Source organism: Mesorhizobium sp. L-8-3 (genome assembly GCF_016756615.1).
GTDB lineage: Bacteria > Pseudomonadota > Alphaproteobacteria > Rhizobiales > Rhizobiaceae.
Genome location: NZ_AP023262.1, coordinates 2,823,680 through 2,837,549 on the forward strand (window position 1 = coordinate 2,823,680; position 13,870 = coordinate 2,837,549).

Sequence of the window (13,870 nt, forward strand, 5' to 3'; positions counted from 1 at the left end):
GCAATGACATCGATCGCGCGTTCCGCGCTTCCGCTTTCCGGCGTCCGGGTGGTTGATTTCGGGCAATATATTGCCGGCCCGGCCGTCGCCATGATCCTCGGCGATCTCGGCGCGACTGTCGTGCATGTCGATCCGCCCGACGGTCCACTCTGGGACAATCCCGCCAATGCGATCCTCAATCGCAACAAGCTGATCGTCGCAATCGACCTCAAGACCGACGAAGGGGTGGAGCAGGCCAAGGCGCTGGTGGCCGAGGCCGATATCGTCATCGAGAATTTCCGGCCCGGTGTGCTTGCCCGGCTTGGAATCGATTTCGCGGCGTTGCGCAAGGCACGGCCGGCTTTGATTACCCTGTCGATCCCTGGCTTTGCTTCCAACGACCAACTTCGACGGGATTGGCGTGCTTTTGAGACGGTGATCGCAGCCTCCTCCGGCGTCTTCACGGATATGGGCCTCAACCGCGTCCTGATGGGAATCAATCCGTCCTTCTCGCCGCTACCGCTCTCTTCCGCCTACGGCACCATGCTTGCGGCGTCCGCGACGGTGCTGGCGCTTCAGGCGCGTGAGCGCACCGGGCACGGCGACCACATCGAGGTGCCGCTGGCAAGCGCCGTCATGGAGGGTCTTTCCTACAACTCAATCCTGATCGACGGCTATCCGCTGCGCTACCAGACCCAGCGCGAACGGGAAATCGAGCGGCGGCGCAGTGAGGGCCTGTCGATGGATATGTCCTACGACGATCTTCAGGAGTTCCTCGATCCTTTCTATCGAAGCTATATGTGTGCCGACAGGCGGATGTTTTACGTCGTCTGCCCCAGCCACAAGAACCATGCAAAGCGCTGCCTGAAAGCGCTCGGCCTTTACGATGAACTGGTGGCCGAAGGGCTGCGCGAGGAGGAAGACACCTATCTGCCGGTTTCTGAGTGGTCGTCGGATGTATCGCTCGGCGTCTATCCGCTTCCGAAATTCTGGGCCGACAAGATCGCGGCGCGCATGAAGGAGGTCTTCCTGACGAAGACGGCGGATGAATGGGAACGCATCTTCGGGGAAGGACTGTTTCCGGGCGCGCCGCAGCGCTGGCTGAAGGAGTGGATCGCCGACGATCATGCCAAGGCCGCCGGCCTGATGATCGAGGTGGACGATCCATTTCTCGGCCGCATGACGCAGCCAGGGCCGATGACATGGCTGCAGGAAAGCGCCGAAGCCACGCTGACGCCAAGTCCACGGCGCTGGGGAACGGCCAAGGACGCGCTGATGCTGCTCGCCGGTATGGAGCGCCCTCCCTTGCCGGCTCCCACGGCCGAAGCGCCCGGCGGCTGGCTGGACGGTGTCAGGGTGCTCGATCTCTGCAACGTGATCGCCGGTCCGCATTCCGTCGCCTATCTCGCCCGCTTTGGGGCGGAAGTGATCAAGATCGATCCGGCCAAGCCGCTCTACGATTGCTGGAACACGGTGATCTTCGGCATGTCGCACATGCGTGGCAAGCAGTCCGTGCTGCTGAATATCGGTTCGCCCGATGGCCGTGTTGTCTTCGAGGAACTGGTGCGCTCGGTCGACGTCGTCGTCTGGAACGCTACCGACCGTCAGGTCAAGACGATGGGACTCGATGCCGAAGGCCTTAAGGCGCTCAATCCGCGGGCGATCTTCTGCCAGCTCGATTGCTTCGGTGGCGTGCGTACCGGCCCGCGCACCGACTATCTTGGCTATGACGACCTTGTGCAGTCGGCGACCGGCATCATGTTGCGCTTCGGCGGCTCGATGGAAACGCCGGAGGAGCATGCCCATGTCGGCACCATCGATGTCATGTGCGGCTTCGGTGCGGCGCTCGGCGTTGCCGCGGCTCTCTATCAAAAATCCAGAACCGGGGTTGTTGGTCGACCGCGCACCTCGCTTTCGGCGCTGACCGGCCTCGCGCAGATACCGTTCTGCTACGACTATGCTGGGCGCGGCCCCTTCGACGAGCCGTCCGGGCGTGAAACCAAGGGGTATGATGCCCTGTCGCGGCTCTACGAAACGTCGTCCGGCGATCATCTGCTGCTGTGCGCTTCGGAAGCCGACCTGCCGCGCTTCGCCAAGGTCGAGGGTCTGAGGGGAATACCGGAGATGGCGGCATCCGATCGCGAGGCCTATCTCTCGAGGGCCTTCATGACCGCGCCCGCGGAAACCTGGCAACAGCGGCTACAGGAAGCTGATATCGGCGTATCGCTCTGCGAGAATATCGAAACGATCAGGAGCCAGAGTGCCCGCATTGCCGACGGTACGCCCGGGACCGACCGTGGCAGCTATTCCTTCTCGATTTTCCCGGACCATCCGAGCGGGCACACCATCACCCAGCTCGATCCCTTCGCCATCCGTCCGTCTGTCGGCAAGGTCACCGCTGTCGCACCAGCGGAGAAGTACGGAACATGCACGCGCGCCGTCCTCCGGTCGTTGAACTACACCGATGCCGAGATCGACCGGCTGATTGCTTCCGGCACGGTCAGCGAGACATGGAGTGCGGAGTATCTGCCGAGCTAACAGGAAACGGCGGCTTCGGGTTCTGAGGAGGATACCGGAGCCGCCCGCTGCCCGCCGAGGTACGCGATGGCGTTGGCTGGCTTGGAATTTCAACATCACACATAGGGAGGAAGTGCCATGAAAGAACTCTTTGCCTCGACATGCCTTGCAGCGGCGATGCTGACCCTCGGTAATTCGGCGCAGGCAGCGGATTGCGGCGACGTGACGATCGCGAGCATGAACTGGCAGAGCGCGGAAGTGCTCGCCAGTCTGGACAAGTTCATCCTGAACGAAGGTTACGGATGCAACGCGGAAGTCATACAGGGCGACACGGTCCCGACAATCACATCCATGACCGAGAAGGGGCAGCCTGACATCGCGCCCGAGGGATGGGTCGATCTCCTGCCTGAAGTCGTCAACGCCGGCGTTACGGATGGAAAGCTCGTCGTCGCGTCGACCGTCCTGACCGATGGTGCGGTGCAGGGCTGGTGGATGCCCAAATACCTTGCTGACGCTCATCCGGACATCAAGACGATCGATGATGTCCTCAAGCATCCGGAACTGTTCCCGGATCCCGAAGACAAATCGAAGGGTGCCATTCACAATGGCCCGCAGGGCTGGGGCGGCACGGTCGTCACCTCGCAGCTCTACAAAGCCTATGGCGGCGAGGCGGCTAACTTCACGCTGGTCGATACCGGTTCGGCGGCCGGTCTAGACGGCTCCATCGCCAAGGCCTACGAGCGCAAGGAAGGCTGGGTTGGCTACTACTGGGCACCGACCGCGCTTCTTGGCAAGTACGAGATGGTGAAGGTCGAATACGGCGTGCCTTACGACGCTACCGAGTGGAAGCGCTGCAATACGGTCGCCGATTGCCCGGACCCGAAGAAAAACGACTGGCCGAAGGATACGGTCCAGACGCTCGTCACCAAGGCGTTCTCCGAACGCGCCGGCGAGGATGTCATGGGCTACCTCAACAAGCGCGCCTGGTCGAACGATACGGTCAACAAGCTCATGGCCTGGATGACCGACAACCAGGCAAGCGGCGACGACGGCGCAAAGCACTTCCTCGAAGAGAACGAGGCCATGTGGAAGGAGTGGGTGTCGCCTGAGGCAGCCGAGAAGATCAAGGCGGCGCTCTGATCTCGTTCAAGACGTTGCTGGCGCGTATCGCGCCGGCAATGAACAGCGCGTCAAAGGATGCGCTTGCCGTTATCGAGGAGGATAGATTTTGGATTGGCTATTCAGCTTTCCGCACATGAATGATGCGTCTTTGCGCGATCTCAAGAAGGCGATCGACGAAGGGTTCCGCGGCTTCACGCGTGCCTATGGTGATGGTCTTGAAGCAATGTTCGAGCCGCTACAGCACTTCCTGATCTGGTCGGAACGCTTCATGACGAAGACGCCCTGGCCGATTATCCTCCTATTGATCGCTGCTGTCGCCTGGTTCGCCAGCCGCAATTGGAAGATCGTTGCCGGTACAGTCGCGACGCTGCTCATGATCGGCTATTTCGATATGTGGGACGATACGATGAAGACGGTTTCGATGATCTTCGTCTGCACGGTACTGTCGATTGTTGTCGGTATTCCCATCGGTATCGCAATGTCCCGGTCGAACAGGGTGCAGAACGTGATCAACCCGATCCTCGACGTCATGCAGACCATGCCGAGTTTCGTCTATCTGATCCCGGTCGTGATGCTGCTCGGCATCGGAAAGGTGCCCGGCCTCATCGCTGTCGTCATCTACGCCATCCCGCCGATGATCCGTCTCACCAATCTCGGTATCCGCCTCGTCGACAAAGACGTGCTGGAAGCGGCCGACGCCTTCGGCTCGTCGAGCTGGCAGAAACTGAAGAATGTTCAGATGCCGCTTGCTCTGCCGACCATCATGGCTGGAATCAACCAGACGATCATGATGGCGCTCGCCATGGTGGTCATCGCCTCGATGATCGGCGTGCAGGGCCTCGGCCAGCCGGTTCTGAAGGCGATCTCCAATCAGTATTTCACGCTCGGCATCTTCAACGGCCTTGCCATCGTCGGCATCGCGATCATCTTCGACCGCGTCAGCCAGGCTTTCGGCGCGCGCCTGCAAAAGCACCGGGAGGTTGTACATGGGTAACAAAAAAATCGGTGGCTCCGTCATCGAAATCAAAAAACTCTACAAAATCTTTGGCCCCAACGGTCCGGATTACGTCAAGTTCGTTGAGCAAGGTGTTACGAAGACGGAACTGAACGCAAAACATGGCCATGTCCTTGGCCTGAAAGACATCAACATCTCCATGCCTGCTGGCAGTATTCAGGTGATCATGGGCCTTTCTGGATCGGGAAAGTCCACTCTTATCCGTCACATCAATCGCCTTATTGATCCAACATCAGGTGAAGTCGTCATCGGCGGCGAGGATGTGGTCAAGATGGACGCCGTGCAGTTGCGTGAGTTCCGTCGGCATCAAACCGCCATGGTGTTCCAGAAGTTTGCGCTTCTTCCGCACCGCACTGTTCTCGAAAACACCCTCTATGGCCTGGAGATACAAGGGGCACCTCGTAGCCGGCAGGTCGACTGCGCCATGCGATGGATCGAACGTGTCGGACTCAAGGGTTTCGAGAGCAAATATCCCAATCAGTTGTCGGGCGGCATGCAACAGCGTGTCGGTCTTGCCCGTGCGCTGGCGAACGATGCGCCGATCCTGCTGATGGACGAGGCGTTTTCCGCGCTGGACCCGCTCATTCGCGTCGACATGCAGACCGTGCTCCTCGACCTGCAGAAGGAGATCAAGAAGACGATCGTGTTCATCACCCACGATCTTGACGAGGCGCTGAGGCTCGGTGACCGCATTGCGATTTTGCGGGATGGGGAAGTCGTGCAGCAGGGCACAGGGCAGGACATCGTGATGAACCCGGCCGACGATTACATCGCCAGCTTCGTTCGGGAAGTGAACCGCGCCCGCGTCATCAATGTCGAGACAGTCGCCACCGCGCTGAATGCTTCGTCCCGTGAGCTGAAGATTTCGGTGCCAACTGGTGCGAAGTTGGAGGATGCGGCAAGGGCGATGACTTCGGCTGGGGAAAACGAGATTGCCGTTGTCGACGCCGCCGGTCAGGCCATAGGTGTCTTGACGCTCCCTCAGGCGGTTAACGCCATGGTCAATTCGCAAGTGGCCTGCTCAACGCCCGACGCGAAGAAAGTCGCGTAGGCAAAACAGGGAAATCCAAGAATGGGAGTCTCAGATGCTTGACGCCGTCCTTATCGAAAAGTCCGACAGCGGGCAGGTCGCAGGTCTTTCTGCAATTGATACCCCGCAACTGCCCCAGGGCGACGTGCTGGTGGAGGTCGCGTGGTCGACCCTGAACTACAAGGACGCTCTCGCGATCACCGGCGCGTCGCCGGTGGTGCGCAGTTTTCCGATGGTGCCTGGGATCGATTTTGCGGGCGTCATCGCCGAAAGTTCCCATCCGCCTTTGAACTGGGCGATTGGGTCGTGCTGAACGGCTGGGGTGTTGGCGAACGGCATTGGGGTGGACTGGCGGCAAGGGCGCGCGTGAGTGGAGACTGGCTGGTGCCTTTACCAGAAGGGGTCAGCCTCCGGAACGCCATGGCGATAGGGACCGCTGGCTACACGGCAATGCTGTGTGTCATGGCGCTGGAACGCAACGGTGTGATGCCGGACGGCGGAGAGGTGGTGGTAACCGGCGCGGCCGGTGGTGTCGGCAGTATTGCAACCATGCTTTTGGCCGCGCGTGGCTACAGTGTTGCTGCCGTTACCGGACGGATGGCCGAGGCGGATTATCTCACCGGCCTTGGCGCCACGACCATCATAGACCGGGCTGAGTTCACGCAGGTCGGTCGACCTTTGTCGAAGGAGCGTTGGGCGGGAGCGATTGACGTGGCAGGGGGAGTGGTGCTCGCCAATGTGCTGGCTTCGATGCGCTATCGCGGTGTCGTCGCCGCATGCGGACTGGTTGGCGGGATGGAGCTGCCCACCACGGTCGCGCCCTTCATCTTGCGCGCTGTGACGCTGATCGGGATCGACAGCGTCATGTGTCCAAAGCCCGAGAGGCTGATCGCCTGGCAACGACTCGCGCAGGAACTCGACATGGCAAGACTTGACGCTATGACAACGGAAGTCCAGCTCGCCGATGTTATCGCAATGGCACCGCGATTCCTTGAGGGCAAGGTGCGCGGTCGCATTTTAGTGCCGGTCAATCCGCAGCTTGGTTGAGAACCATAGGCAAAGTCAATTCCGAAAAGCGATGAATTGCTCTAAGGGCCAGCGCGTCGGCCGCGATAGAACGGCACCGAGAGGCAGCCGAAAGGGACAAAGTCACGGGACATCTAAATGGTAGTAATTTCCACGTTCGGTCCCAAAGCGGCCACTCCTTCTGGAAGGCATTTACGCTACGCCGCCGTGCGAAATAGTCCACTGCGGTTACCGGCGGGGAGAAATTTCAGTATATCATTAGATGTTTGGGGTGGGCGCAAGTAATGATTAAATCCTGCCCCCGCAACCACTCCACAGCACGCCACAGCCGCGGAAACCACGATCCTGTACGAAGCGTTGCGATGAAGATTCGATATGTTCAAATCACATGTTGACTCGAGAATACAGCTTCGAAACTGCTGGCCGGCCACAGGTGGTGAAGGGCCTTTGATCAGCGTTCCTCAGGTGGTTTAAGTTGCCGGAACTGCAGCAACAGCAGAAGGTCGTAGGCGATCTTCAGCGTGGCGCAGATGACGAGGGGCCACGATCGATATGAGGCGGCAAAGAGGGCCCCCGCCAGAGCGGGGCTGGCCGCTGCGGCCAGACTGCGTGGCACGGATGTGAAGCTCGCGGCCGCAGCCCGCTCCGCCTCCGTGACAACGGCCATCACATAGGACGAGCGTGTCGGCACATCCATCTGCGAGAGCGCCGCCCGGATCAGCAGCAGGGCGAGTGCCAGGGGCAAGTTGGGCGCGAAGGCCGCCAGTAGAAGGGCAATGCTCGACGGAATGTGGGTGAACACCATGGTGTTGATGAGGCCGATGTGCCGTGACAGCCATGCGGCGACAGGAAACGAGAATGCCGACAGCACACCCGACCAGAAGAAGAACACCCCGGCTTGCGCGAGCGACAGATTGAAACGCTCGAACAGCCACAGGGCGAGCAGCGACTGGACGACGAAGCCGCCGGCGAAGGCGTCGAGGCTGAAGAGTGCCGCCAGCCTCAAGACGATGGCGCGCGAGGGACCGAGGGCGACTGCGTTGGCGGCTTCGGAACCGACCATACGCATCGGTATGCGAGCATAAAGATGGCCACCGGCGATGCCCAAGAACGCGTATAGCACGAACATAAGCTTGATCGCGGTCAGGCGTCCGAGCCCTATGGTGCTTGTTAGATCGGGCAGGGCCGCCGCGAGCGCGCCGGCGGCACCGGCGAACGCTCCGATGAGGCTGTAGCGCGCAAACATCCTCGTTCGCTCCACATCGGTGACTTCGCGGGTGAGCGCTGCGTGTTCCAGCGGCACGAAGACACTAACGCTGCCGGCCGACGGATTGATCGTGCCGGCAAATGCGATCACCAGCAGCAGCAAGTAATCGTGGACCAGGGAGACGGCGACGCCCGTGGCAGTCATCAGGCTCGCGCCGGCCAGAAGCAACCAGCGGAGATCGTAGCGCGCGCCGAGAAACCCTACCGCAATCGTCAACAGCGCAGAGCCAAGGAGAGATACTGTCGCGATGATGCCGACTTGCAGCGGGGAAAATCCGAGAGTGAGCAAATAGACCGGCAACAGGATGGCCACGAAGCCATCGCCGAAGTCACGCAAAGCGCGGGCTGCGAAGAGATATGTGGCGGGATGGCCGCTTTGCACTGGCTCTCACTTCCTTCTCGCCAGCGTCTTCCTTTGCCCGGCGCTGTCAAGCGCTTCAGGGGCCGACCTGCAGCACCGATCGGATCGGGAACGCCCTTCCGGTTTTCAAGCTGACCCTCTTTCTGTCCGTTCTTTGCTATCTCAAACTCGGGATCGCGCCTCACCTCGGCTGCGCGACCAGGTAACGGAGCCGCTTGGCTCCGACGTCACCTTGCTCGACGATCTTGAAGCCGTGCTGGCCAAGATCGGCCGCGACCTTGTCCAGGTCGACGTGGCCGTGTCGGTGGAGGCGGAAAATGCGTTTCTGGCGCGGTGGCTTTGCAAAATCGACGATCAGCATGCGGCCGCCCGGCTTCAGAACCCGGAACGCTTCCCTGCCGAATTCCGCGCGGCCCGTCTTCGGCAGATGATGCAACATCAGGGTACTGAGGACGACGTCGAATTCCCCGTCCTCGTAAGGCAGTTGCTGGGCGGTCGCGTTCGTGAAGCTGACCGGGAACCCAGCTCGACGGGATTTTGCCGTGGCGCGCGCGACCATTTCGGCTGACGCATCGACCCCGTCCACGCGTCCCGCCGGTCCAACCCTCTGCTTGGCGAGCAGCGCCGCGGTGCCTGTGCCGCAGCCGACATCGAGGACTGCTTCTCCTGGCTTCAGCCTTGCGAAACTCAGCATCTTTTCGCGGAAAGCGCGCTCGCGACCGTAGGTGAGAATCCAGGCCAGGGTGTCATAGAGGGCGGCGGAGTGGAGCAGGATGCCAATATGCGGTGTCTTCGCCGCTCCGGGGATCGATTTTTCGGTTGCGACGGCCAGTGAACCGTGGGCACGGGGCCAAATCACCAAGATGGCGATGGCGGCGAGTGCGCCGACATGAAGCACCAGAACAGGAATTCCCAGGGAGAAGATCGCATTTGCCTGGCCCAGCAGGGCAAGTGCCGTGATTACCAGAACCAATTTGAGAACGACGACCGTCCACAGCGGACGCCTTCCGTGAAATTTCTCGAAAGGGCCTTGGTGCATTGCATTGTCTCCCGTTGGCCAGTCCCGCTTCGAACTGTCAGCAGCAGCATAAGATACTGGACGGCGTGTCCAGTATCCATTTTACTGGCCGTTTCGCACCACGGTGCCCAGTACTGGACAGGCTGGTGTCTTGTGACCAAAAAAGGACCCCGTCAGTGACCGCCGGCTCGATCGATCGTCGTGTCGCCAGGACCCGCAGCCGCCTGCAACAGGCACTGCTTAAACTGGCTGCCGAGAAGGGATACGGAGCGGTCACCGTCGAGGATATCTGCAGGGAGGCCGATGTCGGACGCTCGACCTTCTACACGCATTATCCCGACAAGGAGTGCCTGAGAAGGGCAACGATCGACGAGCATATGACGAGCCTGCAGGCGCGCGGCGCCACGCGTGATTCGATGCAAAACACCGAGGGCTTCTCCTTCAGTGGCCCGGCTTTTGCGCATGCGCATGCAACGCGGGAGATGCATCGGGGTCTGATGGGCGGGACAAAGCGCGAAATACCGAAAGAGATCCGCGACTGGATCAGCGCGCAAATACGCCGCGAACTGGTCGGTATCGCAGACGGTGGCAAAGATGGAGTGAGGCTTGAGATCGCCACGCGCTTCGTTACCGGGGCGTTCTTCGAGGTCATGCATTGGTGGCTTGACGGAGATACCAGGTTCCCTCCGCAAGAGGTCGATCGGGTGTTCCAGAATTTGGCCTTCGATGGGGTACGTACGGCGCTCGCCCCACCCGATGACGCCGGCCGTTAAACGGCAATAGGTCGCAAGCGCCCATCGAAATGAACGGAAGAGTGCACACACATTCGCGAAAAAGCCTGGCGCGGGAGGAGGGGTGCTCGTCAAGTCATCAGAGGCGAAACCGAGACTATCAAGCACCGCAACTGTTCAGGTCAGCGCCGATGTTCTCGGCGCTGGAACGAGGAAGCGTTCAGCGGAAGTCGTCGGCGGCCGAAATCTTCCGGGTTCTGGATCTTGCCCATCAGGAAGCCGCGGCCGAGCGGGCTGAACGGCGCAAAACCGATGCCGAGTTCACGGCGGTGTCGAGGCTTTCGCCTTCGGGATCGCGGATCCAGAGCGAATATTCGCTCCGGAGAGCGGAAATCGGATGGACGGGGTGGGCGCGGCGGATGATGTCAGTTCCCGCTCCGGAAAGGCCAAGCCCCAGCACCTTGCCAGACGACGCAACCGCAGACCCGTGTCGCCTCTTCGGTAGTGCGGGTGCTCGCGGGCATCGCCAGGATCTCGATCGCGAGAGCCGCGGTGCGGGCCGCCTCTGCGACGCGAGCGGTGCTTTTGCCGCTCATGACGCGAGCCCTGCGGGCATGGCCAACCGAAGGTAGTTCTCGCCAAGGATTCCGCGGATCTCGGCCTGCGAAAAACCCGTCCGTTCCAGTTCGCCAACCAGCTCACCCAGTTGATCGGGTTCGAAGAAACTCCAGGGCGGGGTCGGATAGCCGCGCGGCCAGCGCGCCTTCTGGCTGTGGTAGAAGCCGTAGTCGCTGCCTTCCAGATACATGAAATCGAATCCGAGACCGAGACGATCGGCCCCGGCGATCCCGGCGATGTGGGCCAGATGACGTGCGATCTCGGGCAGGATTGCCCACCCCTCGACCCCGAGGAAGAAGCCGACGCCGTTCACGCCGATATACCCCCCCCGACTTCGGCCATGGCGCGGATCTGTGCATCGGTGATGTTGCGCTCGTGCTCGTAGATCGCCCGGGCGTTGGAATGCGAAAAGATCGGCGGGCGGGACAGGTCCAGCTCCAGCACGTCCCAGGTCGTCCGCTCGCCGCAATGGGTGAGGTCGACCCGCATCCCCACCCTGTCCATCCGCCGCACCAGCTCGGCGCCGCGGGCGCTCAGCCCCGCGTTGCGCGGCTCGTGGCAGCCATCGGCGAAGATGTTCGCCTCGTTATAGGCCAGGATGGCGCGGTCGATCCCGGCGGTGAAGAAGGCATCGACCAGATCCAGCCCGCGCGAGAAGGGCGTTGCCGACTGGAATGGAACGACGCCGAGATCTGCCCCACGGCGTGGCAAGCCCGGATGGCCTCGGCCGATCGCGCAAGAGGAATGTCCGCCGCGCGCAAAAGGCGCGAAAGCTCGCCAAGGTTTGCCAGCGCGTCCTGCTCGTTCTCCTGTCCGCTGGCGATGGTCAGCGAGACATGGGCAAAACCCGCTGCACGATAGCGCGCGATCTGTTGCGCGAAATCGGCGCCCGCCGGCAGGAAGGGCCGCGACCAGGGCCAGAGCCCGTCGATGACGGGCTGCCCGGCAAGCCAGGGGAAGCGCTCGTCAAGGGTTTTGCTCATATGAGGTTTTCCCTTCTTTCCTGCGCCTACAGAGACCAGGACTGTCGGATGCGTTCGCGCAGACCCTCCAGCCGCGCGACCGGCTCATTGGCGAAGACAAAGCGCAGATAGCGCCCGGCGCAATCCTCCTGTCCCCAGCCGATCATCGGCGTGGCGGCGATCGCGCCATGGCGGAACAGCCGCTCTGCGGCCAAATCGGGCCGCATCCCCAGTGCCACCGTGTCGATCAGCAGCGACCAACCCCCATCGGGGACGACAACCGGAAGGTCACGCATCTCTTTCACGATGATGTCGCGACGGGTTTTCCACTCGGCCGTCGCCGCCGCAACCCCGTCATCCTCGGCGATCAGTGCGGCGGCGGCCCCAGGCATGGCGATGCCGACTTGACACACGACGTTGGTGAGACTGACCAAACCGATGTCGTTCATGATCCGCTTCGGTCCGACGATCCAGCCGACCCGCCAGCCGATCATCCGGTATTCCTTGGACACTGCCCCCACGGTGATCACTCGTTCGGACATGCCGTCGAATGAGGCAGGGTGCAGCACCGGATCGTCGGTGAACAGGATGCGCTCCATCGCCGCGTCGTGCAGGATCCAGGCGTCGGCGCGCTCGGCGGCTTCGGTTATGGCCTGCCATTCCGCCCGTGTATGGACGATCCCGCTCGGCATTGAGGGACTCATCGTCAGGATGACTTTTGTCCTGGGTGAGACCGCATCGCGCAGCGCATCGAGATCGAGCCGCCAGCGATCGTGGGTCACAACCAACCGCACCAGACGCGGCACGCCCCCGGACAGGCGGATCCGGTTCAGCAGCCCCGCATAGGCGGGATCGGTGATAACCACCTCGTCCCCGGGTTCGATCAGGGCCAGCAACGTGTTCAGCACGCCCGACAGCCCGCCGGCCGAAACGATGCATTGCGCATCGGGGTCGTAGTCCACCCCCGTCGTTCGCGACACGCGTTCGGCTGCCGCGCCGCGCAACGCGTGGATACCAAGAAACGGCAGGTAGCTGTTGGCATCATCGCGGCCGACTGCCTCCAGCGTGGCCTCGATGGCCGCCCTCGGCGGAGCGATGTCGGTATCGAGGTTCTCCAGCCGCAGCATCTCGGGCCGGCCATCCGCATCCGCGGCATTGCCCATCTTGTCCACGCCGATCCCTGGGATCGCGGCAAGGCGAGATGCTGTCATCTTATTCTCCAGATTGGATCCAAATAGTTAAAATAGATAACAATGCTTATCATTGCCCGTCAACACTCCATTTGCTAATGACGCGCCATGACCACGAAACCGCTCCAGCGCGGCGACCGCGCCCAGCATGTCGTCAATCAGATTCGTGAGGCGATCATCACCGGTGCGCTGGCTCCGGGGAGCGCGCTGCGCCAGGAGGAACTGGCCGCGAACTATGCTTCCAGTCGCATGCCGATCCGGGAGGCGTTGCGCACGCTGAGCGCCGAAGGTCTCGTGCAGCTCATTCCAAACCGAGGTGCCATCGTCGCGCCGATCGATATCGAGGAATTGCGCGAGAATTTCGAGATGCGCGAAGCCGCCGAAGTTCTGGCGATCCGGCTCGCGGTGCCGCATCTGTCGAATGCGCAGATCGATCAGGCAGCGTCCATCCAAAAGCAGATCGACACCGCTCCGATCCAGGACTTCGGGCCCTTGAACAAGGCATTTCACTGCACACTCTACGCACCGGCCGGCCGGCCGCGTCTGATCGCTCATATCGGCAGCCTGCACGACATCGCCGACCGCTACCTGCGCTTCACCCTGCTGCACCTCGATTACAATGATCGCTCGTCGAGCGAGCACGAAGCCATCCTCGACGCCTGTTACCGACGCGATATCGAGGTGGCGATGCGTCTGACATCGACCCATATTCTCGAAGCCGGCAAGACGCTGGAGAGCTACTTGCGCGAGCACCTGGGGACACGGCTCCGGTCCTCCTGATCGTAGCCCCGCGTCAGAGCTCCAGGGGGCATGAGAGCTCCATGGTCGAGGTGTGATCCAGGGAGAGCCGAAATCCCTCCTGCGGCCTCGATGCGCGGGAGCATGGCAAGGTCCCGGGACGGGACGCCCCGGTCGTAGTGCATCTTCGACAAGGCAGCGGTCGTGTCACGGGCCGCTGGCAGGGACGCACCGCGGGTAGTCCGACATGTGCGCTGTCACTGATGGTTGCAGTGGCACCTCCACGTTGATAGACGG

At 61.7% G+C, this 13,870-nt stretch carries 11 protein-coding genes and 2 pseudogenes; 7 read left to right on the forward strand and 6 right to left on the reverse strand.

From position 1 onward, the window contains the following. Nucleotides 1-3: 3 nt before the first annotated feature. The 5 genes and pseudogenes from JN302_RS13290 (at nt 4) to acuI (ending at nt 6,710) form a co-directional block, all read left to right on the forward strand. On the forward strand, nt 4-2,517 hold the full coding sequence (locus JN302_RS13290) for a CoA transferase (RefSeq protein ID WP_202312738.1): 2,514 nt from the start codon (nt 4-6) through the stop codon (nt 2,515-2,517). Nucleotides 2,518-2,634: 117 nt separating this feature from the next. Then, a complete protein-coding gene (locus JN302_RS13295) occupies nt 2,635-3,636 on the forward strand; it encodes an ABC transporter substrate-binding protein (RefSeq protein WP_202333193.1) in 1,002 nt (333 codons plus the stop codon). An 88-nt stretch (nt 3,637-3,724) separates the two neighbouring features. Continuing rightward, on the forward strand, nt 3,725-4,612 hold the full coding sequence (locus JN302_RS13300; protein ID WP_202312740.1) for an ABC transporter permease: 888 nt from the start codon (nt 3,725-3,727) through the stop codon (nt 4,610-4,612). After that, nucleotides 4,605-5,684 carry a quaternary amine ABC transporter ATP-binding protein gene (locus JN302_RS13305; RefSeq protein WP_202333194.1) on the forward strand — a complete coding sequence of 360 codons (1,080 nt, stop codon included), beginning with the start codon at nt 4,605-4,607 and terminating at the stop codon, nt 5,682-5,684. Before JN302_RS13300 ends, JN302_RS13305 begins: the two co-directional genes overlap by 8 nt. A 34-nt stretch (nt 5,685-5,718) precedes the next feature. Next, nucleotides 5,719-6,710 (forward strand): annotated as a pseudogene (acuI, locus tag JN302_RS13310) (acrylyl-CoA reductase (NADPH)). Between the two features lie 430 nt (nt 6,711-7,140). On the opposite strand, the gene JN302_RS13315 reads toward acuI, so the two are convergent. Further along, nucleotides 7,141-8,337 carry an MFS transporter gene (locus JN302_RS13315; RefSeq protein ID WP_202333196.1) on the reverse strand — a complete coding sequence of 399 codons (1,197 nt, stop codon included), beginning with the start codon at nt 8,335-8,337 and terminating at the stop codon, nt 7,141-7,143. A gap of 160 nt (nt 8,338-8,497) precedes the next feature. Then, on the reverse strand, nt 8,498-9,355 hold the full coding sequence (locus tag JN302_RS13320) for a class I SAM-dependent methyltransferase (protein ID WP_202333197.1): 858 nt from the start codon (nt 9,353-9,355) through the stop codon (nt 8,498-8,500). A 155-nt stretch (nt 9,356-9,510) separates the two neighbouring features. Here JN302_RS13320 and JN302_RS13325 point away from each other — a divergent pair, with 155 nt between their 5' ends. Further along, nucleotides 9,511-10,107, forward strand: a complete 597-nt coding sequence (locus JN302_RS13325) for a TetR/AcrR family transcriptional regulator (protein ID WP_202312747.1) — start codon at nt 9,511-9,513, stop codon at nt 10,105-10,107. Nucleotides 10,108-10,288: 181 nt separating this feature from the next. On the opposite strand, the pseudogene JN302_RS39125 reads toward JN302_RS13325, so the two are convergent. The 4 genes and pseudogenes from JN302_RS39125 to JN302_RS13340 form a co-directional block, all read right to left on the reverse strand. After that, a pseudogene (locus JN302_RS39125) lies at nt 10,289-10,531 on the reverse strand (aldo/keto reductase); the annotation flags it as partial. Between the two features lie 126 nt (nt 10,532-10,657). Further along, entirely contained in the window at nt 10,658-10,996 is a 339-nt protein-coding gene (locus JN302_RS13330; protein WP_202333198.1) for a membrane dipeptidase, read from the reverse strand. Beyond that, complete coding sequence (locus tag JN302_RS13335; RefSeq protein ID WP_202333199.1) at nt 10,993-11,394, reverse strand: membrane dipeptidase; 402 nt, start codon at nt 11,392-11,394, stop codon at nt 10,993-10,995. The genes JN302_RS13330 and JN302_RS13335 overlap by 4 nt, the downstream gene beginning before the upstream one ends. A gap of 298 nt (nt 11,395-11,692) precedes the next feature. Continuing rightward, nucleotides 11,693-12,808 carry a pyridoxal phosphate-dependent aminotransferase gene (locus tag JN302_RS13340; protein ID WP_202314736.1) on the reverse strand — a complete coding sequence of 372 codons (1,116 nt, stop codon included), beginning with the start codon at nt 12,806-12,808 and terminating at the stop codon, nt 11,693-11,695. Nucleotides 12,809-12,943: 135 nt separating this feature from the next. Here JN302_RS13340 and JN302_RS13345 point away from each other — a divergent pair, with 135 nt between their 5' ends. Beyond that, entirely contained in the window at nt 12,944-13,615 is a 672-nt protein-coding gene (locus JN302_RS13345; protein ID WP_202333200.1) for a GntR family transcriptional regulator, read from the forward strand. Nucleotides 13,616-13,870 lie beyond the last annotated feature (255 nt).

Excerpts from the sequence above, each read along its gene's own strand:
- JN302_RS13320 (WP_202333197.1), bottom strand. The coding sequence starts at position 9,355 with ATGCACCAAGGCCCTTTCGAGAAATTTCACGGAAGGCGTCCGCTGTGG.
- JN302_RS13345 (WP_202333200.1), top strand. The coding sequence starts at position 12,944 with ATGACCACGAAACCGCTCCAGCGCGGCGACCGCGCCCAGCATGTCGTC.
- JN302_RS13340 (WP_202314736.1), bottom strand. The coding sequence starts at position 12,808 with ATGGGCAATGCCGCGGATGCGGATGGCCGGCCCGAGATGCTGCGGCTG.
- JN302_RS13305 (WP_202333194.1), top strand. The coding sequence starts at position 4,605 with ATGGGTAACAAAAAAATCGGTGGCTCCGTCATCGAAATCAAAAAACTC.
- JN302_RS13295 (WP_202333193.1), top strand. The coding sequence starts at position 2,635 with ATGAAAGAACTCTTTGCCTCGACATGCCTTGCAGCGGCGATGCTGACC.
- JN302_RS13290 (WP_202312738.1), top strand. The coding sequence starts at position 4 with ATGACATCGATCGCGCGTTCCGCGCTTCCGCTTTCCGGCGTCCGGGTG.